This is a genomic window from Clavibacter davisi (genome assembly GCF_052751415.1).
In genome coordinates, this window is the sequence record NZ_CP199882.1 from 1,344,233 (window position 1) to 1,364,043 (window position 19,811).

Consider the following 19,811-nt stretch of genomic DNA (forward strand, 5'->3'; position numbering starts at 1 on the left):
AATGAACGACGTCATCCTCCAGATGACCGGCATCGTCAAGGAGTTCACCGGCGTCCGCGCGCTCGACGGCGTGGACGTCACCGTGCGCCGCGGCCAGGTGCACGCGATCTGCGGCGAGAACGGCGCGGGCAAGTCGACGCTGATGAAGGTGCTCAGCGGCGTCTACCCGCACGGATCGTACGAGGGCACCATCACGATCGACGGCCGCGAGGTCCGCTACGGATCCATCAACGACAGCGAGCGCGACGGCGTGGTGATCATCCACCAGGAGCTCGCGCTCAGCCCCTACCTCTCCATCGCGGAGAACATCTTCCTCGGCAACGAGATGTCGCGCGGCGGGGTCATCGACTGGAACCGCACCAACCTCGAGGCGGTCAAGCTGCTGAGGCGCGTGGGGCTCGACGAGAACCCGGCGACGCGCGTGCTCGAGCTGGGCGTCGGCAAGCAGCAGCTCGTGGAGATCGCGAAGGCGCTCTCCAAGGAGGTGAAGCTGCTGATCCTCGACGAGCCGACCGCCGCGCTCAACGACGACGACTCGGCGCACCTGCTCGGCCTCATCGGCCAGCTGCGCGACCAGGGCATCACGAGCATCATCATCAGCCACAAGCTCAACGAGATCCGGGCGATCGCCGACGACGTCACCGTGATCCGCGACGGGAGGACGATCGAGTCGTTCCCGGTGACGGACTCCGACGACATCGAGACGCGCATCATCCGCGCGATGGTGGGCCGCCCGCTCGACGCGCAGTTCCCGCCGCGCGACCCGCACATCGGCGCGGAGAAGCTGCGGGTGGAGAACTGGACCGTTCACCACCCGGTGGACGTCGACCGCGTCGTCGTCGACGACGCGTCGTTCACGGTCCGCGCGGGCGAGGTCGTCGGGTTCGCCGGCCTCATGGGCGCGGGCCGCACCGAGCTCGCCATGAGCATCTTCGGGCGCTCGTACGGCACCGGCATCACCGGCCGGATCTATAAGGACGGGAAGGAGATCCGCACCCGGACCGTGAGCGAGGCGATCCGCAACGGCATCGCCTACGCGACCGAGGACCGCAAGCGCTACGGGCTGAACCTCATCGGCAGCATCACGGTGAACGTCTCGGCCGCGGCGCTCTCCAAGCTGGTGCGGCTCGGCGTCATCGACCGGCACCGCGAGTACGCGGTCGCGGACGACTACCGCAAGCGCATGAACATCAAGACGCCCGACGTCTCGGGGGTGGTCGGCAAGCTGTCCGGCGGCAACCAGCAGAAGGTCGTCCTCAGCAAGTGGATCTACTCGGGTCCCGACGTCCTCATCCTCGACGAGCCCACGCGCGGCATCGACGTGGGGGCGAAGTACGAGATCTACGGCATCATCAACCAGCTCGCGGCCGAGGGGAAGGCGGTCATCGTCATCTCCTCCGAGCTGCCGGAGCTCATCGGCCTCTCCGACCGGATCTACACGATCGCGGAGGGGCGGCTCACCGCGGAGGTCACCCGGGCCGACGCGACCCAGGAGGAGCTGATGCGGCACATGACCGCCAGCCGGAAGTCAGGAGTCGACCAGTGACCGTCATGCCCGAGCAGGCCACCTCGCCGAACGTCCCCACCCCGGACGGGGTGAAGAAGCGCCCGCGCCGGCGCATCGACCTCCGCCAGTACGGGATCCTCGCGGCGCTGGCCGTCATCATCCTGCTGTTCCAGATCCTCACCGAGGGGCGGCTGCTGTACCCGGGCAACGTCGCGAACCTCATCCAGCAGAACGCGTACGTGCTGATCCTCGCGATGGGCATGGTGATCGTGATCATCGCGGGCCACATCGACCTGTCGGTGGGCTCGGTGGTCGCGACGGTCGGCGCCGTGGCCGCGCTCAGCATGAACGAGTGGGGGCTGCCGTGGGGGACCGCGGTGGTGCTGTCGCTCGTGGTCGGCGCGCTGATCGGCGCGTGGCAGGGCTTCTGGGTGGCGTTCGTGGGGATCCCGGCGTTCATCGTCACGCTCGCGGGCATGCTCGTGTTCCGCGGTGTCGCGCTCGTGCTCCTCACGGGCGGCACGATCTCGGGCCTGCCTGCCGAGTTCAACTCCATCGGCTCCGGCAACCTGCCGACCACGGGCGCGCCCGACCTCATCACGCTCGGCATCGGCGCGCTCGTCTCGATCGCGCTCGTGGTGCAGCAGCTGCGCACCCGCGCGACGCTCCGCAAGCTCGAGCTGCCGCGCGAGCGGGCGATCTCCTTCTGGATCCGCACCGCCATCGCCGTGTTCGCGATCATGTACCTCTGCTATCTGCTGGCCTACAACCGCGGGACGCCGATCATCCTCATCATCCTGGCGACGCTCGTGCTGCTGTACTCGTTCCTCCTGACCCGGACGGTGTTCGGGCGGCACGTGTACGCGATGGGCGGCAACCTGTTCGCGGCGATGATGTCCGGCGTCAAGACGCAGTGGGTCAACTTCTTCATCTTCGTGAACATGGGCCTGCTCGCCGGGCTCGCGGGCGTCGTGAGCACGGCGCGCGCCGGATCCGCGGTGGCCTCGGCCGGCCAGAGCTTCGAGCTCGACGCGATCGCCGCGGTGTTCATCGGCGGCGCGGCCGTGCAGGGCGGTGTCGGCACGGTGGTCGGCGCGGTCATCGGCGGCCTCGTGATGGGCGTGCTCAACCAGGGCCTGTCGATCCTGTCGGTGGACGCGGCGTGGCAGCAGGTCATCAAGGGCCTGGTGCTGCTCCTCGCGGTCGCCTTCGACGTCTACAGCAAGCGGCGCTCCGGGCGCTGACCCGCGGCGTCGCGACTCTCGGCCCGGCCGATCCCCTCGCAGGGAGCGGCCGGGCCGTCGTCCGTCCGGCATGGGGAGCGATCGCCCGCCGGGACCGCTCGCACCACCAGGCTCGGCGCATGGGACACGGACCGCACGACGCGCTGTCGCGCGACGAGGTGGCGGCCCGGCTGGCCCTGGGGTGCGCGTGGCGCATCGCGTGGTGCTCCGGCGCGCATCTCCCGGAGACCCGGGGCGTCGGTTGCCCGCTCCCCGACGGCGTCCTCGAGCGGGTCCCGTCGCCGGCGAAGCTGCGGCGCGGACGCCTGCCCTCCGGACGGAACTGGATGCTGGTGGTCGAGCGTGAGGAGGCCGGCCGGCCGGTCCTCCTCTTCGACGAGGGGCCCGAGAACCGCTTCGTCTGATTAGCCGCGGTGGCGACCGCGCGGGCGCTGCGCCGCGCCGGCCGGGGCGGGCGCGTCGACGCCCGGGTGCGACGGGTCGGCGAGCGCCGCCGCGGCGACGCCCTCGGACATCGCGTCGGAGTGCACGTGGTCGCCCTCGGCCCTCACGTCGGCCGCGGCCGACGCCCGGCGCCTCCGTCGCGTCTGCACGGCCGCGACCGTGATGGTGACGCCGGAGTAGGCGAGGAGCGCGACCGCGGCGGCCGGGATGATCCAGCTGCGGGCCTGCCCGTTGACCGCCTGGTTCGCCCAGCCCACGAGCGGCACCGAGTACCAGAGCTCGCCCTGGATCTGCGCCGGCGTGACCGGCAGCGAGTCGGGCGATGCGTTGTTGTCGCCCTTGAAGGTGAAGGAGCGCGTGCCGTCGGAGGCGGAGGAGATGGCGGCGATGCGGTGCGTGATGACCGCGGGATCGCCGGACCGGATCTGGTAGGTCGCCACATCGCCCACCTCCAGCGCGTCCGTGTCGACCGGCCGCACCACGATGAGGGTGCCCGGGGGGAGGCGCGGCTCCATCGACTGCGTGAGGATCGTGAGCGGCACGGCTCCCGAGACCTTCGGCACCACGAGCAGCACGCCCGCGAGCGCGATGACGAGCAGCAGGATCCCGACGCTGACCCCCACGGCTGCCGATCGCAGCAGCCGGGGGAGAGCGCGACGCGGCGTCGTGCCCTCCTCCAGCTCGACCGGGGCCAGGTCGTCGGCGGGTCGGGCGCCGGCGACCGCGTGCCGTCCGTCGACGCGACGGCGGGGGAGGATGCGGGGCATGTGCGTGTGGTCCGTGTCGGGGCGGGGATCAGGAGCAGCGGAAGCTGCGCGCGTTGCTCTGCGTGAAGGCGACGACGGTGCCGTCGGCGACCTGGCGCACGACCTGGTTGTTCGCGTCGAGGAGGTCGACGGAGACGTGGACGGTCCCGTCGGCCGCGAGGGTGGGGGGCACCTCGGAGCCGCTGATGGACGCCTTGCCGTAGTAGCCGTTCGAGGTGGCGATGCGGGTGCCGTTGACCATCACGTTGTAGTTGGAGTCGAGGGAGGCGACCGACGTGTCCCAGCCGACGACGACGTACCAGTTGCCGTCCTGCGGGGTGCAGGCGAACCCGCCCGTGACGGCCGGGCCGGCGGCGGTCTGCGTGGCCGAGGTGGACGCGCGTCCCGTCCAGGTGCCGGAGCCGAGGACCACGCCGAGCGTGCCCGTGACGGCGGCGGATCCGCTCGTGGGGAAGCCCGACGCGGTCGTGCGCACGCACCACGTGGAGTGCGCTCCGCCGGCGAGCGTCCCGGAGATCGTGGGCGGGGCGGCCCAGGTGCCGGACACGGAGCCGGAGCCGACGGAGCTGGTGGCGGAGCAGCTCGATGCGGTGGTGCTCCATGCGACGACCTTCGTGCCGCCGGCGAGCGTGCGGTCGGCGCCCGAGGAGGCGGAGGCCGAGACGGTGCCGGTCCACGGGCTCTGGACGCTGCCCGTGTTCTTCACGACGACCGTGGCGGTGCGGCTCGGGCTGCTCGAGCTCACCGCTCCGGAGAGCTGGTCGAAGCCCGTGCTCGTGACGGACACGGTGGCGGCGTGGACGGTGGACGACGCCGTGACGCTGGAGGCCCAGAGCGCGTGGACGGCGGTGCCGCCGCTGCCCAGGAGGACGACGGTGACGCCGACCAGGAGGGCGGCGTGCAGGCGGCTGACGGGCCGACGCGTGGGAGCGCGGCTCACGGGGCGACCTGCGTGCCCGTGACGTCGAACGCGAGCTGGGCGGTGGATCCCTGCACGGACTGCGGCGCGTCCTTGTCGAGGACGACCTCGGTGCAGACGACGGAGGAGGCGCCGGGCTGGATGCGGACGAACCCGCTGGGCGTGTGCAGCGCGCCGGGACGGCCGGAGAAGGTCGTGGCGCCGTGCACGCAGTCGGCGACGGACGCGACCGGTCCGAGGCGCAGCGACAGCTCGCCGGGGAAGGCGCTGTTCGACGAGGTGCCTCGCGTGGAGATGGCCACGTCCAAGGCTACCGTGCCGGTGTTCTTCGCGGTGAAGGCGCCGACGGTGCCCTGGCCGGGGAGGAGCTGCGTCGCGTCGAGGGCGGTCTGCTGGGTGATGACGAGGCCGCTCGATCCGCTCGTGACGCTCGACGGGTGGGCGCTCGCCGCGCCGTTCCAGAGGGCGTAGCTGCCGCCGGTGGCGGCGAGGGAGGCGACGACGACGGCGGTGAGGAGGCCGGTGGTGAGCCAGGCGGCGCGGAGGGGGCTGACGCGCGAGGGGCGGGCGGAGCGACGGCCGTGGGCGGGACGCGGGGCGGATGCGCGCTTCCTGCTCATGTCGTCCTCGTTCCTGGTCGTCGTCCGGCGGTGCGGTGCTGCGGTGATGCGGGGGATGCGGTGCTGCGGGGCGCGGCCGTCGGGTACGGCCGCGCCCGGGTGGAGCCCCCTCCCCGCGGGTGACGTCACCGCGGAGAGGGGAGTCGGGGGCTAGACGGTGCGCTGCGTGAGCGTGAACGCCAGCTTGTCGAAGGAGAGCGTGCCGTTCTGGCCCGTGGTCGCGGAGGAGGGGAACGAGACCGTGAGGACCACGTTCACCTTGGAGGCGGTCGTGGAGGGCTTGACCGTGAAGGTGTTCGCGGCGGAGCCGGCGGTGATGCTCGCGTCGTTCGACGTGACGGCCAGCTTCGTGGTGACGGCCTGCTTGAGCGCTGCGTCGCCCGAGATGGACATGGGGTCGTACGTGAGGTCGGCGGAGAGCGAGTCGCCGGTCGCGGTGACCGTGAGGGCGCTCGTGTACTGGAGGACGTTGCCGGGGACGATGCGGTACGTGGCCGGGTCGATGACCTTGCTGCCGCCGTTGGTGATGTCGGTCCAGACGCCCGCGGTGTCGGCCGAGAGGGCCAGGTTGCCCGACGAGACGCTCGAGGCGGCGACCGTGGCGTTGGCGTTCCACAGCGCGAAGCTGCCCGCGCCGCCGAGGAGGAGGACGATTCCGGCGGCACCGGCGACGGCGCTCGAGACGATCTTGTTCATGGGGGATTCCTGTTCTCGTACGCGGTGTGCCGCGCAAGCTGTGGGGGAGGCGGCGGGTGGGTGTCCCGCCGGTCGTCTCCGGTCCGATCGGGTCGCAGCGACTGCGTCCTCGTGGTGCCGACCGGTGTTCCTTCGACGTGCTCCACTCTGACGGGCCGGCCTCAAGCCACCCGCTGGCAATGCGCAAGAGACCCCGAGCTTTGCCGCAAGCCCGACCCGGCGTTCCCTCAAGCCGGTGGATCCCCGTGGTCGCGCGGATCCGCCGGGGGCCCCGCCGGTCTAGGCTCGGGCGACGGCGTGCTTCGACGGCCGGTACGGGAGGGCAGCGCATGGTGTCTCCCGACGCGACCCGGACCGGCGGCGCCGACGCCGTGCGCCCCTCCGGGTTCTCCCGCGCGCAGCTGCCGTTCCTCGTGAGCTGCGCCATCGTCGCGGTCATCGTCGCGGTGGTCGAGCCGAGCATCGAGCGGGATCCCGGCTTCCTCGGCGCCCTCGCCCTCGTGGGCGTCGCGACCGTCCTCGCGGTGCTGCACGTCGTGGGCGTCCTGCCCGCGCGGCTCCTCATCATCGTCCCCGCGCTCGACCTGCTGGCCGTCGCGGTGATCCGGGACGCCACGGCCGCGTCGATCCCGTCCGCCGCCCTGCTCGTGATCTTCCCCCTCCTCTGGCTCGTCTTCGCGTTCCCGTCGGGCGGCGTGTGGGTCGCCGTGGGCGGCGCCGTCGCCATCTCGGCGCTCCCGCTCGTGCGCGACGGCGGGCTGCCGGGCACCCCGGCCGGATGGGCCGACCTCGTGGGCACGCCCCTCCTCACCGCGCTCCTGGTCGGGGCGGCGGCGCAGGCGGCCGCGCTGCAGCGCCGCTCGCGCCGGGACCTCGCAGCGGCGACGGCCACCCAGGTGCGCCTCCTCGACGAGTCGCGCGAGCAGACCGCGTTGATCCGCGACGTGGCGGACGCGGTCGACGTCGGCATCGTGTTCTTCGACGCCGACGACCGCCCCGTCGTCCGCAACGCCGCCGTCCGCTCGCTGCTCGACCTCGCGGGCTACGACCACGTGACGGGGAAGGCCGGCCACGTCTACGGATCCGACCGCGTCACGCCCGTCGCCCGCGACGGCCGCGTCCTCATGGAGGCGCTGTACGCCGACAAGGTGCACGGTCCCGTCTACTGGGTGGGGGAGCCGGGCAACCAGCGCGCCCTCGTCCTCTCGGTGCGCGCCATCGGCCGCCGCGACGGGCGCCTCTCCGGCACCGTGCTCGGCGCCTACGACGTGACCGACCTCGCGCAGGCCGTGCAGGTGCGCGACGAGTTCCTCGCCACGGTCTCGCACGAGCTGCGGACGCCGCTGACCTCGATCGTCGGCTACCTCGACCTGCTCGACGAGCTGCACGACCCGGCCGAGCTCGGCATCGCGGCGGAGGTCGCCGTGATCCAGCGGAACGTCGACCAGCTCTCCACCATCATCGGCTCGCTCCTCGCGGGCGCCGACCACGCGCCGGCGCTCGTCCGGGGTCCGGTCGACCTGTCCGCCCTCGTGCAGGCCGCGGTCGACGCGGCCGCCTCCCGCGCCGAGGAGCGCGGGCTCGCGCTCGCGTCCCGCGTCGCGCCGGGCGTCGTCGTCGACGGGGACGCCGGCCGCCTCGCCCAGGTCGTGGAGGCGCTCGTCTCCAACGCCCTCACCTACACGCCGTCCGGCCGGGTGGACGTGACGCTCGAGCGCGAGGGCGACGGCGTCGTGGTCGCGGTGGCCGACACGGGCGTCGGCATCAGCGAGGAGGACCAGCGCCACGTCGTCGACCGCTTCTTCCGGGCGCAGTCCGCGCGCGACGGAGCCGTCCCCGGCCTCGGGCTCGGCCTCTCGATCGCCGAGCGCACGGTCACGGCGCACGGCGGGACGCTGCGGATCGCCAGCCGGCTGGGGCAGGGCACGCGTGCCGTCGCGACCCTGCCCGCGACCCCGCGTCCGGACGCCGCGCCAGCCGCGCCATAGCCCTCTCCATAGCCGATGGCAAGGCCGGATCGCGAATCGACCGATCGCACGGCCTCCGCCTAGACTCGGCCGGTCGATCGGGGGACCCCCTCGGCCGACGCCCCACGCACCCGAGCCCACAGGAGCCCATCCCCTCCATGACCTCCACGCGCACGTCCGCAGAACGCCTCCTCGACCGTCTCGTCCCCGGGCGACGGACGAACCCCGACGGCACCCGGCCACCTCGTCGCGACCACTCCGACCACCGCCTCCTCGAGGCCAGGTTCACCGGATCCGTCGACCTCTACGAGCCCGAGCACCCGAAGATCGACAGGCTCGTCTTCGGCGTCACGGCGGTCCTCGCGGTCGGCTTCGTCGTGTGGGGCATCGTGAGCACCGACGGCCTCGCCTCCATCTCGGGCGCGGCGCAGAGCTGGGTCATCGAGAAGACCGGCTGGCTCTTCGTGCTCGCCGCGAGCTTCTTCGTGATCTTCGTCCTGTGGCTCGCCGCCAGCCGCTACGGCCGCATCAAGCTGGGCGCCGACGACGAGAAGCCGCAGTTCAAGACGGTCTCCTGGATCGCCATGATGTTCAGCGCCGGCATGGGCATCGGCCTGATGTTCTTCGGCGCCGCCGAGCCGCTCAGCCACTTCGTCACCCCGCCGCCCGGCACCACGCAGCCGGAGTCGGAGGCCGCCATCCGCACGGCCATGGCCACCGCGATGTTCCACTGGGGCCTGCACCCCTGGGCCATCTACGCGGTCGCCGGCATCGCCATCGGCTACGGCACCTTCCGCAAGGGCCGCAAGCAGCTCTTCTCCTCCATCTTCCAGCCGCTGCTCGGCACGAAGCGCACCGAGGGCTGGGCCGGACGCGTCATCGACATGCTCGCGATCTTCGCCACGCTCTTCGGCTCGGCGGCCTCGCTCGGCATCGGCGCCACGCAGATCGGCGCGGGCCTCGAGTTCAACGGCTGGGTGCCCGAGGCCACGGCCCCGCTGCTCATCGGCATCATCGTCGTGCTGACGATCGCGTTCATCTTCTCGGCCGTCTCGGGCATCGCCCGCGGCATCCAGTGGCTGTCCAACATCAACATGGTGCTGGCCGTCGTGCTCGCCGTGTTCGTGTTCGTCGTCGGCCCGACGCTCCTCATCCTCAACCTCATCCCCGCCACCCTCGGCGCGTACCTCGGCGACATGACCGAGATGGCGTCGCGCACGGCGGCCACCGGCGGCGACGAGATGAGCTCCTGGCTCGCCAGCTGGAGCGTCTTCTACTGGGCGTGGTGGATCTCGTGGACGCCGTTCGTCGGCATGTTCATCGCGCGCATCAGCCGCGGTCGCACCATCCGCGAGTTCGTGGTCGGCGTGCTCCTCGCGCCGAGCATCGTGGCCCTCATCTGGTTCTCGATCTTCGGCGGCTCGGCGATCCACGCGCAGCAGACCGACGGCGACATGACCGTCGACGGCGCCGTCGTCAGCGACAACACGCTGTTCCAGCTGCTCAACCACTACCCGCTCGCGAGCGTCAGCACCGTCCTCGTGATGGTGCTCGTCGGCATCTTCTTCGTGTCCGGCGCCGACAGCGCGTCCATCGTGATGGGGACGCTGTCCCAGCGGGGCGCGCTGCACCCGAGCCGCAAGGTCGTCGTCTTCTGGGGCGTCGTCATGGGCGCGGTCGCCGCGATCATGCTCGCCATCGGCGGGGGAGGCACGGAGGCCCTCACGGGTCTGCAGAACCTCACGGTCGTGGCCTCGCTGCCGTTCGTGCTCGTGATGCTCGTCGCCTGCTACGCGCTCTGGAAGGAGCTGCGCACGGATCCGCTCATCGTGCGCCGCCAGGTCGCGGTCGAGATGATGCGCGACGCGGTCGTGAACGGCGTGGAGCAGCACGGCGACCACTTCCAGCTGTCGCTCGACCCGGTCGATCCCGAGGAGGCCGCGACGCGCGAGCCCCTCGGCGACGAGGACGAGGCGCGTCGCTCCTGACGCCCCGTCCGTGACGACGATGCCGACCCGCGCCCCGCGCGCGGGTCGGCATCGTCGTCTGCGGGACAGCCGGCGTCCGCGGGGGCACCGCGGACCCCTCGTGCGGTCCGCGCGTCGGTAGGGTGACCATGATGACGACCTCCACCCCCGCCTCCGCTCCCGCGCCCGCCGCCACCGACGGGCCGGGCCGACGCGCCGCCGTCGTCTACAACCCCATCAAGGTCGACCTGGCGTCCCTCAAGGCCAAGGTCGCGCACGCCGCCGGCGTCGCGGGCTGGGAGGAGACCCTCTGGTTCGAGACCAGCGAGGACGACCCGGGCAAGGGCGCCGCGCAGGAGGCCCTCTCGCACGACGTCGACATGGTCATCGCCGCCGGCGGTGACGGCACGGTCCGCGCGGTCGCCGAGGGGATGTCCGGATCCGGCGTCTCGCTCGGCCTCCTGCCGTCGGGCACGGGCAACCTGCTCGCGCGCAACCTCAAGCTCACGCTCAACGACGTCGACCACTCGCTCGAGGCCGCGTTCTCCGGCCACGACCGGAGGGTCGACCTCGCGGCCATCGAGATCCTGCGCGAGGACGAGAGCCGGGACAAGCACGTGTTCGTCGTGATGGCGGGCGTCGGCATCGACGCGAAGATGCTCGCCAACACCGACTCCGAGCTGAAGAAGAGGGTCGGCTGGCTCGCCTACGTCGACGCGATCTTCAAGGCCTTGCGCGACCGCGACCAGCTCCGCCTGCGCTACCGCCTCGACGGCCGCAGCACGCACCGCCGCCGCGCGCACACGCTCATCGTCGGCAACTGCGGGTCGCTGCCGGCCAACATCCTGCTGCTGCCGGACGCCGCGGTCGACGACGGCATCCTCGACGTGGTGCTCATGCGCCCCGAGGGGCTGTTCGGCTGGATCCAGATCTGGGTCAAGGTCGCGTGGGAGAACGGCGTCGTCCGCCGCACCGCCGCGGGCCGCCGCCTGATGGGCCCCGAGAAGGAGGTGCGCGCGCTCGAGTACCGCACCGCCGAGGAGGTGGTGGTCCGCCTTGAGAAGGAGGAGGACATCGAGCTCGACGGCGACCCGTTCGGTCGCGCCATCGGCTTCAAGATCCAGGTGCTGCCCGGCGGCCTCACCGTGCGCGTGCCGCGGGACTCCTGACTCGATCCCCGATGCGCCTGTCGGCGGCTCGTGGGAGGGTCGGGCCATGATCCGCACCCTCGCCGTCTCCGGCTACCGCTCCGTCCGGGACCTGGTGCTGCCGCTCACCGGGCTCGACGTCGTCACGGGTGCCAACGGCAGCGGCAAGTCCAACGTCTACCGCGCGCTCCGCCTCATCGCCGACATGGCGCAGGGCGGGGCGGTCGGCGCGCTCGCCCGCGAGGGCGGGCTCGAGGCGGTGCTGTGGGCGGGCCCCGAGGGCTTCTCGCGCGCCGTGCGCGACGGCGAGCACCCGGTGCAGGGCACGACGCGCAAGGGGCCCATCGCGCTGCGGCTGGGCTTCGCCGGGGACGAGCTGGGCTACCTCGTCGACCTCGGCATCCCGCAGCGGGATCCGCGGGCGCTTCCGGCGACCATGTTCGGCCGCGACCCCGAGATCAAGCGCGAGCTGATCTTCAACGGACCGCTCGCGCGGCACCGCTCGCTGGTGCTGGAGCGCCGCTGGCAGGACGTGCGCGTCCGCGACGAGGCCGACGGGTGGGCGCACGTGCCCGCCCTGGTGCCGCCGCACCTCAGCGTGCTCAGCGAGGTGGCCGACGCGGTCACGAGCCCCGAGGCGATGATCCTGCGGCGGCGGATGACCGGCTGGCGCTTCTACGACCACCTCCGCACCGACGCCGACGCGCCCGCCCGCCGGCCGCGCGTCGGCACGCGCACGCCCGTGCTCGCGAGCGACGGATCCGACCTCGCGGCCGCGGTGCAGACCATCCGCGAATGGGGCCGCGGGGATGCGCTCGACGCCATGGTCGACCGGGCGTTCCCCGGGTCGACCGTCGTGGTGCGCTCGCAGGATGGCGTGCTCACGCTCGGCCTCCGGCAGCCCGGCATCCTGCGCGTGCTCGACGCCGCGGAGCTCTCGGACGGCACGCTCCGGATGCTCATGCTCACGGCCGCCCTGCTCACGACCGAGCCGCCCGAGCTCATGGTGCTCAACGAGCCGGAGACGAGCCTCCACCAGGATCTGCTCCCTGCCCTCGGCGAGCTCATCGCGGAGGCGTCGCGCCACGTGCAGATCCTCGTGGTGACGCATGCGCCGGGGCTGGCCGCGGCCGTGTCGGAGCACGCGGAGGCGGGGGAGCTCGTGCTGGAGAAGCCGCTCGGCGAGACGGTGCTGCGGGGCCAGGGGCTCCTCAGCTCGCCGTCGTGGGACTGGGGCAAGCGCTAGCCGCGCCTCCCGCCGACGCCGCTCCGGGCGACCCGCTCGGATACGACGACGCCTCCCGGTCGCGGCCCGGGGGGCGGCGCGAGCGGGAGGCGTCGGATGGTGCGGTGGTGCGGGATCAGCGTCCGAAGGCCGCCGATGCGGGGCAGTCGAACGGGTCGCCGCCGGCCGAGAGGCCGACGCGGTTGAGGTAGGCGATGACGATGCCGTACGAGGCCAGCAGCGTGGTCTCCGTGTACGGGATGTTGTGCGTCGCGCAGTACTCCTTCGCGATGACCTGGGCGCGCTTGAGCGCGGGCCGCGGCATGTTCGGGAAGAGGTGGTGCTCGATCTGGTAGTTGAGGCCGCCCATGTAGATGTCGGTGAGCCACGTGCTCTTGATGTTGCGGCTCGTGAGCACCTGGCGGCGGAGGAAGTCGACCTTGGAGTCCTTGGGCAGGACGGGCATGCCCTTGTGGTTCGGGGCGAACGAGGCGCCCATGTACACGCCGAAGACCGCGAGCTGCACGCCGACGAACGCGAACGCCATGCCGACGGGCAGGAAGAAGAAGACGACGGCGAGGTACGCGATGATGCGCGTGGAGAGCATCGAGATCTCGAGCCAGCGCTTGTCGACCTTGCCGCGACCGAAGACCGTGCGGAAGCCGTGGACGTGGAGGTTGAGGCCCTCGAACATGAGGATCGGGAAGAACGCGTAGCCCTGGTGGCGCGTGAACCAGCCGTAGAGGCCCTTGGCGCGGGCCGCGTCCTCCTGCGTGAAGGAGATGACGTCGCGCTCGATGTCCGGGTCCTTGCCCATGACGTTCGGGTTCGCGTGGTGACGCGAGTGCTTCGTCATCCACCAGGAGTAGCTGATGCCGACGAAGAGGTTGGCGAGCGTGCGGCCCGCGATGTCGTTGGCCTTGCCGGAGGCGAACACCTGGCGGTGCGAGGCTTCGTGGGCGAGGAAGGCGAACTGGGTGAAGACGATGCCGAGGCCCGCGGCGATGAGGAGCTGGAACCAGCTGTCGCCGAGGAGGACGAAGCCGACGCCGAGGCCGGCGAGCGCGACGGTGATGCCGGCGAACATCAGGACGTAGAAGCCCACGCGGCGATTGAGGAGGCCGGCGTCGCGGACGGTGTTGAGGAGGCCCGAGTACTCGGTGGTCGGGTTGGCTCCGCCGCCGCGCTTCGGGCGGGTCAGCACGATGCGGGGTGCTGCGGTGGTGTCAGTCATGGTCAGCTCGTTCGTCCGTGGCCTCTCGGCCAGGTGGAGCGGGCCGCCTCGGCGAGCCGCTGTCGGTCGTCGTCGTGCGGGACACGACGCAGGCGCCGGGATCTGGGGCAACCAGGACTCACACTCCCATAGGGACTCGCCCGTCGCACCATGGATACTCACAGCGCGCACGGCGTGTCGCTGTCGAGGGGGGACAGGGCCCCGTCCTGCCGGGGATTACGGTCTGCTGGGCGGCTACGGGACGATGACCGCGCGGCCGCGCACGGTGCCCGCCGCGAGGGCCGCGTAGGCCTCAGGTCCGTCGTCGAGCGCGTACCGCTGCGTCTCGACCGACACCCGGCCGGAGCGCGCGAGGTCGAGCACCTCGATCAGCTCGGAGCGGCTGCCCCAGTAGGGGACGCGGATGGCGGCGTCGAAGGCCACGCGGCCGAAGCCGACCTCGACGGCGCCGCCGCCGATGCCGACGATGGTCACGTCGCCGCCGACCTCGACGACGTCGAGCGCGGTGGCCATCGTGGGGGTCGCGCCGACGAAGTCGAAGACGGCCTGGACCCCACGGCCGCCGGTGATCGCGCGGATCCCGTGGGCGGCATCGGCGTCGCTGATGACGGTGTGATGGGCGCCCACGTGGCGGGCGAGCTCCAGCTTCTCGTCGTTCACGTCGAGCGCGATGACGGTCGCGCCGCTGAGCGCTCGGAGGATCTGGATGCCGACGTGGCCGAGGCCGCCCGTGCCGATGACCACCGCGAACGTGCCGGCGCCGAGCTTCGGGAGCGACGTCTTGATCGCGTGGTACGGCGTGAGGCCGGCGTCGGTGAGGGACACGTTCTCGACGGGGTCGAGGTCGCCGAGCGGCACGAGGTGGCGCGCGTCGTCGACGATCATGTACTCGGCCATCGCACCCGGAGCACCGAGCCCGGGGGGCTGGATCCCCTCGGCCGCGGCGTTCGGGCAGTGGTTCTCGCGGCCTTCGGCGCACGCGTGGCAGCGGCCGCAGCCCCACGGGCCGTAGACGGCGACCGCGTCGCCGACGGCGAGGTGCTCGACGCCCGCGCCCAGCTCCTCGACGACACCGGCGCCCTCGTGGCCGAGCGTGAGGGGGAGCGGGTAGCCGGCGGCGCGGTACTCCTCCTCCGAGAGGCCCATCACGTACTCGTCGGAGTGGCAGACGCCGGCGGCCGTGACGCGGAGCAGGACCTGCCCCGGCGCGGGCGACGGCTTCTCGATCTCGACGACCTCGGGGTGGGATCCGATGCGGGTGTACTGGAGCGCCTTCATGGCCACCACCGTATTCCCCGCGCGAGGGAACCGTCTGGGTGCGCGGTCCGTCAGGGGAGCCGGCTGCCGTGCGGGGGATCGACGTGCGGGGCCCGCGTGCGCTCGTCCTCGGGGAGGGCGAGCTCGGCGTCGGCGGCGTCGCGGAGGAGGGCCATGCGTCCGGCGGCGAGGGACTGCGTCCACAGCGTCGAGGCGGACATCAGCAGGTAGACGGGGATGAACCAGAGCAGGGGTCCGGGTTCTCCCGAGACCGCGTACACGGGGAGCCCGACGAGCGCGGCGAGGCTGAGCATGACCGCGCCGGGCACCGGGGCGGATCCGGACGCGATGGCCCGACGGGACTCCGTGGACACCCGCTCGGCGGTGCCCGGGGCGAGGGACACGCGGCCGCGCACGTCCACGGCTCCGTCGAGGAGCGCCGCGTCGCGCCAGGCCGGATGCGTCCCGACGATCGACGGGTGGCGACGGATGGCGCGCGCGAGCCAGATGGAGAGCGGGATCGCGACCGCCGCGGCGCCGAGCACCGCACCGAGGACGATCGCCCCGGGGAGAGCGGTCCCCGGACCGTCGGCGCGGGCGAGCACGGGGTGGATCAGGAGGCCCATCGCGGCCCCCGCGAGCAGCCCGACGCCGAGCGTGACCAGGCGACGGCGCGGGGTGACGACCTCGGCGATCCAGGCGGCGATGGCGCGGGCGCCGATGCGGGCGAGCGCGCGCTTGCCGTGGCCCGGGTCGGCGGGCGTCGCGTCGTCGCGGGTGGCGGTCGCATCGGCGCCGGCATCGGCGTCGTCGGCGGTCGTGTCGTCGGCGGTCATGCGGGCCTCCCGATCCGGGCCTGTCGTCGGCCCCTCCCATCCTCCCGGGCAGACGGCCCGGGTCGTGCCGCGGGGCGTGCCCCGTCCGGGGCGCATCCCGGTCGGGGCTGCGGCCGGACGGGGGCCTGGACGCGTGTCGGAGGTGCCTGGGATGCTCGCGGCATGACCGCAGCGCAGCCTTCATCCGCGAGCCCGTCCGAGCACGGCGACGACGCCGTCCGGGATGACCTCGTCCGCCACCTCCGCCTCGCGCGCGAGGCCCTCGTCTGGAAGCTCGAGGGGCTCGGGGAGCACGACGTGCGGCGTCCGCTCGTGCCGACGGGATCCAACCTGCTCGGGCTCGTGAAGCATGCCGCGGGCGTCGAGGCCGGCTACCTCGGGTTCGTCTTCGGCCGGCCGTTCCCCGAGCAGCTGCCGTGGATGGAGGAGGACGCGCCGCCGAACGCCGACATGCGGGCGACCGCCGACGAGTCGCGTGCCGACATCGTGGGCCTCTCCGAGCGCGTCGGCGCGCACGCCGAGGCGACGCTGCACGTGCTGCCCCTCGACTCCTTCGGGCAGGTGCCGTGGTGGCCGGGGGAGGCCGGTCGGGTGACCGTGCACCGGATCGCCGTGCACCTCATCGCGGAGCTCAACCGGCACGCGGGGCACGCGGACGTCCTCCGCGAGCTCGTCGACGGATCCGCGGGCCTCCGGGCCGACAGCGGCAACCTCCCCGACGGGGGCGCCGCGTTCTGGCGGGCCGAGCACGCCGAGACGGAGCGCGTCGCCCGCGAGGCGGCGGGGCTGCCACCGGTCGGCTGACCGGGCAGCCCCGCCGGGCGTCGGCCCCGGGCTAGCGGCGCGCGATCCGGAGCGTCGCGATCTGGAACGGCAGGAGCGTCAGCTCGATCGCCGCGCCCGCCGCGTCCTCGCCGGCGCCGTCGAGCGGGCGCTCGAGCAGGTCGGTGCGGCGGGCGGCGCCCAGGCCGAGCGACGGATCCACCCGCACCACGGTCGACTCCCGCCCGCCGCGCGCCTCGTAGAGCCGCACGACGAGGTCGCCCGAGCGGTCCTCGGCGAGCTTCACGGCCTCGATCACGACGGCCGCGTTCGACGAGGTGACGAGCGGCGCCACGCCGTGGTCGCCCGCGACCTCGCGCACCGGGAGGTTGAGCCGGTAGCCCGCGTCCGCCGCGTCGAGCACGTCGAGCGCGACGCGCACCGCGGAGCGCAGCATGTGCCGGCCCTGGTCGGCGTGCGGGTCGGGGAACACGGGTGCCCGCAGCAGCGACTGGCGCACGAGGGTCGCGCTGCCGCCGTCGGGCCGGGGTATGCGCGTCACATCGTGCCCGTAGGTCGCGTCGTTGGCCACCGCCACCCCGAAGCCCGGCTCGCCCACGTGCACCCAGCGGTGCGCGACCGTCTCGAAGCGCGCGGTCTCCCAGGACGTGTTGGCGTGCGTCACGCGCTGGACGTGCCCGAACTGCACCTCCGAGGCGGCGCGGTCGGCGTGCACGTCGAGCGGGAACGCGAGCTTGAGGAGCTTCTGCCGCTCGTGCCAGTCCACGTCGGTGACGACCTGGAGCTCGGGCTCGCCGACCGGCAGCGTCCACGTCTGCGTGACGCGAGAGGAGCCGAACGCGCGCTCGACCACGAGGGCCGCGCCGTCGATCCGCACGGCCTCGACCTCGGTGAGGTCGGTGCGGTTGCGGCGGTAGGCGTCGTCGATGTCCCACGCGTCCCACTGGTTGGGGGTGTCGCGGAACAGCTGCAGGAGCCCGAGGCGTTGGCCGGGGGCGACGATCTCGCGGCCGGACGCGGCGTCGACGAGCGAGGAGACCGTGCCGTCGGCGGCGAACCGGGCCCGGACGAGTCCGTTGTCGATGACCCAGCCGTCGGCCTCCGGGACGGGCGCCCCGGCAGGCGGGGCATCGACCACGACGGCGGCCGCCAGCGCGCCGACGCCGTCCGCGTCCACCGGCGCCGCGTTGAAGGCGATCCGCCGGTCGCCCGATCCCGCGAGCGCACCCTGGGCCTCCGCGACCAGGTCCCGCAGCCGCCCCTGCACGCGCGCGTGCTCGCGCTCGGCCTCCTGGTGCACCCACGCGATGGAGGTCCCGGGCAGGATGTCGTGGAACTGCAGCAGCAGCACCGTGCGCCACAGCGCGTCGAGCTCGTCGTGCGGGTACGCGACGAGGTCGCGGACGGCCGCGGTCGCGAGCCAGAGCTCCGCCTCCCTCAGGAGGTGCTCGCTCCGCCGGTTCCCCTGCTTCGTGCGCGCCTGCGAGGTGTAGGTGCCGCGGTGGAACTCGAGGTACATCTCGCCCGACCACACGTGCGGGTCCCGGATCGAGGCCCGGGCCGCGTCGAAGAACGACAGCGGCGTGCCGAGCGTCACGCGCGGCGATCCCTCGAGGTCGTGCGTGCGGCGGGCGGCCGCGACCATCTCGCGCGTCGGACCGCCGCCGCCGTCGCCCCAGCCGAACGGCACGATCGACGCGTTGCTCACGGCCTTCTCCGCGTGCTGGCGCTCGGCGCGCGCGAGGTCCTCGCCGGACAGGTCGGAGTTGTAGGAGTCCACCGGCGGGAAGTGCGTGAAGACGCGGCTCCCGTCGATCCCCTCCCAGAGGAAGGTGTGGTGCGGCATCGTGTTCGTCTCGTTCCACGACTGCTTCTGCGTGAAGAAGTACTCGGCGCCGGCGCCCCGCACGATCTGCGGCAGCGCGCCCGTGTAGCCGAAGGAGTCCGGCAGCCACACCTCGCGGGAGTCGATCCCGAACTCCTCGAGGAAGAAGCGCTTGCCGTGCACCAGCTGGCGCGCGAGCGCCTCGCCGCCCGGCATGTTGGTGTCGGACTCGACCCACATGCCGCCCACCGGCACGAACCGGCCCTCGGCGACGCGCTGCCGCAGGCGCTCGAACAGCTCCGGGTGGTCCTCCTTCAGCCACGCGTACTGCTGCGCGCTGGAGGCGGCGAACACGAAGTCGGGATCCTCGTCCATGAGCGCGAGCACGTTGGAGAAGGTGCGCGCGACCTTGCGGCGGGTCTCGCGCACGGGCCAGAGCCAGGCGGAGTCGATGTGCGCGTGGCCGACGGCGGTGACGCGGTGCGCGCTCGCGTGGGCGGGCGCGGCGAGCACGGCCCGGAGCTCCTCGCGGCCGGCGGCGGCGGTGCCCGCGACGTCGTCGGGATCCACCGCGTCGCACATGCGCTCGAGGGCCGCGAGGATCTCCGCCCGGCGGGACGACGCCGGGTCCAGCTCCGCCATCAGCCCGCGCAGCGTCCACACGTCGCGGTCGAGCTCCCACACGGCCTCGTCGCGCCAGACGAGGTCCATGGTGCGCAACCGGTAGATCGGCTCGTCGCCCGCGGTGGCGGGATCGCCGAGCGGCGTCTCGCCGTGGAAGGAGTCGCCGCCGATGTCCGGGTTCGAGGCCGCCTCGATCCAGAGGTCGATGCGCGTGCCGGGAGCCGTGCCCGCCCCGATCGCCTCCAGCGGCACGTAGCCGTTGTACGGCTCGATGGCCTTCACGACCCGGCCGTCGGGCCGGTGCACGAGCCCCTCGGCCTGGAAGCCGGGCTGCCGGTCGCTGAAGCCGAGGTCGACGACCACCTCGAGCGCGGTGCCCTCCGCATCGGCGTCCCCGGGCACGACGCCCGTGACGTGGAACCACGTGGTGCCCCAGGCGCGGCTCCACGGCGTGCCGACCGCGAACGGCCGGAGCTCCTGCCGCACCGCCTCCGCGAACGGCACGGGCTCGCCGGGCGCGTCCCACGCGTGGACGTCGAGCGGCATCCGGCGGCGGTGGATGTTCGGCACGAGCCGGTCGCGGACGAACCGCTCGATGCGGGCCTCGGCGAGCGCGGTGGTGGGGGGCATGGTCGTCTCCGGTCGTGTGGCGCGGCGGACCGCGGGCGGGATGGGTCGGGCGGCACGCGGACGGCGCGCCGGTGGGGCGGGGTGGGGCAGGGTGACACGGGCGGCGGGGCGACGCGGA

16 protein-coding genes are annotated in these 19,811 nt (G+C 73.0%); 8 read left to right on the plus strand and 8 right to left on the minus strand.

Features of this window, described 5'->3' with window-relative positions:
• Position 1: 1 nt before the first annotated feature.
• From mmsA to ACU4ZT_RS06425, 3 genes are all read left to right on the plus strand, one after another.
• Positions 2-1,546: a multiple monosaccharide ABC transporter ATP-binding protein gene (mmsA, locus tag ACU4ZT_RS06415; protein WP_270979385.1), complete on the plus strand. Its 1,545-nt coding sequence runs from the start codon at positions 2-4 to the stop codon at positions 1,544-1,546.
• Positions 1,543-2,751, plus strand: coding sequence for a multiple monosaccharide ABC transporter permease (gene mmsB, locus ACU4ZT_RS06420; protein WP_063071206.1), 1,209 nt, complete (start codon positions 1,543-1,545; stop codon positions 2,749-2,751). The genes mmsA and mmsB overlap by 4 nt, the downstream gene beginning before the upstream one ends.
• Positions 2,752-2,870: 119 nt before the next feature.
• The gene (locus tag ACU4ZT_RS06425; protein ID WP_063071207.1) at positions 2,871-3,155 is read left to right on the plus strand and encodes a hypothetical protein; all 285 of its coding nucleotides are present in this window, start codon (positions 2,871-2,873) and stop codon (positions 3,153-3,155) included.
• Here the strand turns inward: ACU4ZT_RS06425 and ACU4ZT_RS06430 are convergent, their stop codons facing one another.
• The 4 genes from ACU4ZT_RS06430 to ACU4ZT_RS06445 form a co-directional block, all read right to left on the minus strand.
• Positions 3,156-3,962, minus strand: coding sequence for a signal peptidase I (locus ACU4ZT_RS06430; RefSeq protein WP_063071208.1), 807 nt, complete (start codon positions 3,960-3,962; stop codon positions 3,156-3,158). It lies immediately after the preceding gene.
• Positions 3,963-3,990: 28 nt separating this feature from the next.
• Complete coding sequence (locus tag ACU4ZT_RS06435) at positions 3,991-4,902, minus strand: hypothetical protein (protein ID WP_414748095.1); 912 nt, start codon at positions 4,900-4,902, stop codon at positions 3,991-3,993.
• Complete coding sequence (locus ACU4ZT_RS06440) at positions 4,899-5,501, minus strand: TasA family protein (protein WP_270979391.1); 603 nt, start codon at positions 5,499-5,501, stop codon at positions 4,899-4,901. The genes ACU4ZT_RS06435 and ACU4ZT_RS06440 overlap by 4 nt, the downstream gene beginning before the upstream one ends.
• Before the next feature lie 150 nt (positions 5,502-5,651).
• Complete coding sequence (locus ACU4ZT_RS06445) at positions 5,652-6,197, minus strand: alternate-type signal peptide domain-containing protein (RefSeq protein WP_445338412.1); 546 nt, start codon at positions 6,195-6,197, stop codon at positions 5,652-5,654.
• Positions 6,198-6,526: 329 nt separating this feature from the next.
• Between ACU4ZT_RS06445 and ACU4ZT_RS06450 the strand changes: the two genes are divergently transcribed.
• From ACU4ZT_RS06450 to ACU4ZT_RS06465, 4 genes are all read left to right on the plus strand, one after another.
• Positions 6,527-8,185, plus strand: coding sequence for a sensor histidine kinase (locus ACU4ZT_RS06450; RefSeq protein ID WP_445338414.1), 1,659 nt, complete (start codon positions 6,527-6,529; stop codon positions 8,183-8,185).
• 137 nt (positions 8,186-8,322) lie between these two features.
• Entirely contained in the window at positions 8,323-10,152 is a 1,830-nt protein-coding gene (locus tag ACU4ZT_RS06455; protein WP_445338416.1) for a BCCT family transporter, read from the plus strand.
• Between the two features lie 131 nt (positions 10,153-10,283).
• A complete protein-coding gene (locus ACU4ZT_RS06460; RefSeq protein ID WP_414763241.1) occupies positions 10,284-11,300 on the plus strand; it encodes a diacylglycerol/lipid kinase family protein in 1,017 nt (338 codons plus the stop codon).
• Positions 11,301-11,346: 46 nt separating this feature from the next.
• Positions 11,347-12,525, plus strand: coding sequence for an AAA family ATPase (locus ACU4ZT_RS06465; RefSeq protein WP_414763242.1), 1,179 nt, complete (start codon positions 11,347-11,349; stop codon positions 12,523-12,525).
• Between the two features lie 115 nt (positions 12,526-12,640).
• Here ACU4ZT_RS06465 and ACU4ZT_RS06470 read toward each other — a convergent pair whose 3' ends face one another.
• The 3 genes from ACU4ZT_RS06470 to ACU4ZT_RS06480 form a co-directional block, all read right to left on the minus strand.
• A complete protein-coding gene (locus ACU4ZT_RS06470; RefSeq protein ID WP_063071215.1) occupies positions 12,641-13,738 on the minus strand; it encodes a fatty acid desaturase family protein in 1,098 nt (365 codons plus the stop codon).
• A gap of 234 nt (positions 13,739-13,972) precedes the next feature.
• Positions 13,973-15,016 carry an NAD(P)-dependent alcohol dehydrogenase gene (locus tag ACU4ZT_RS06475; protein ID WP_063071216.1) on the minus strand — a complete coding sequence of 348 codons (1,044 nt, stop codon included), beginning with the start codon at positions 15,014-15,016 and terminating at the stop codon, positions 13,973-13,975.
• A gap of 50 nt (positions 15,017-15,066) precedes the next feature.
• Positions 15,067-15,831, minus strand: a complete 765-nt coding sequence (locus tag ACU4ZT_RS06480; RefSeq protein WP_414748091.1) for a hypothetical protein — start codon at positions 15,829-15,831, stop codon at positions 15,067-15,069.
• 162 nt (positions 15,832-15,993) lie between these two features.
• Here ACU4ZT_RS06480 and ACU4ZT_RS06485 point away from each other — a divergent pair, with 162 nt between their 5' ends.
• Positions 15,994-16,635: a DinB family protein gene (locus ACU4ZT_RS06485; RefSeq protein ID WP_445338420.1), complete on the plus strand. Its 642-nt coding sequence runs from the start codon at positions 15,994-15,996 to the stop codon at positions 16,633-16,635.
• A gap of 31 nt (positions 16,636-16,666) precedes the next feature.
• Here the strand turns inward: ACU4ZT_RS06485 and ACU4ZT_RS06490 are convergent, their stop codons facing one another.
• Positions 16,667-19,693: an alpha-mannosidase gene (locus ACU4ZT_RS06490; RefSeq protein WP_445338422.1), complete on the minus strand. Its 3,027-nt coding sequence runs from the start codon at positions 19,691-19,693 to the stop codon at positions 16,667-16,669.
• Between the last annotated feature and the right edge of the window lie 118 nt (positions 19,694-19,811).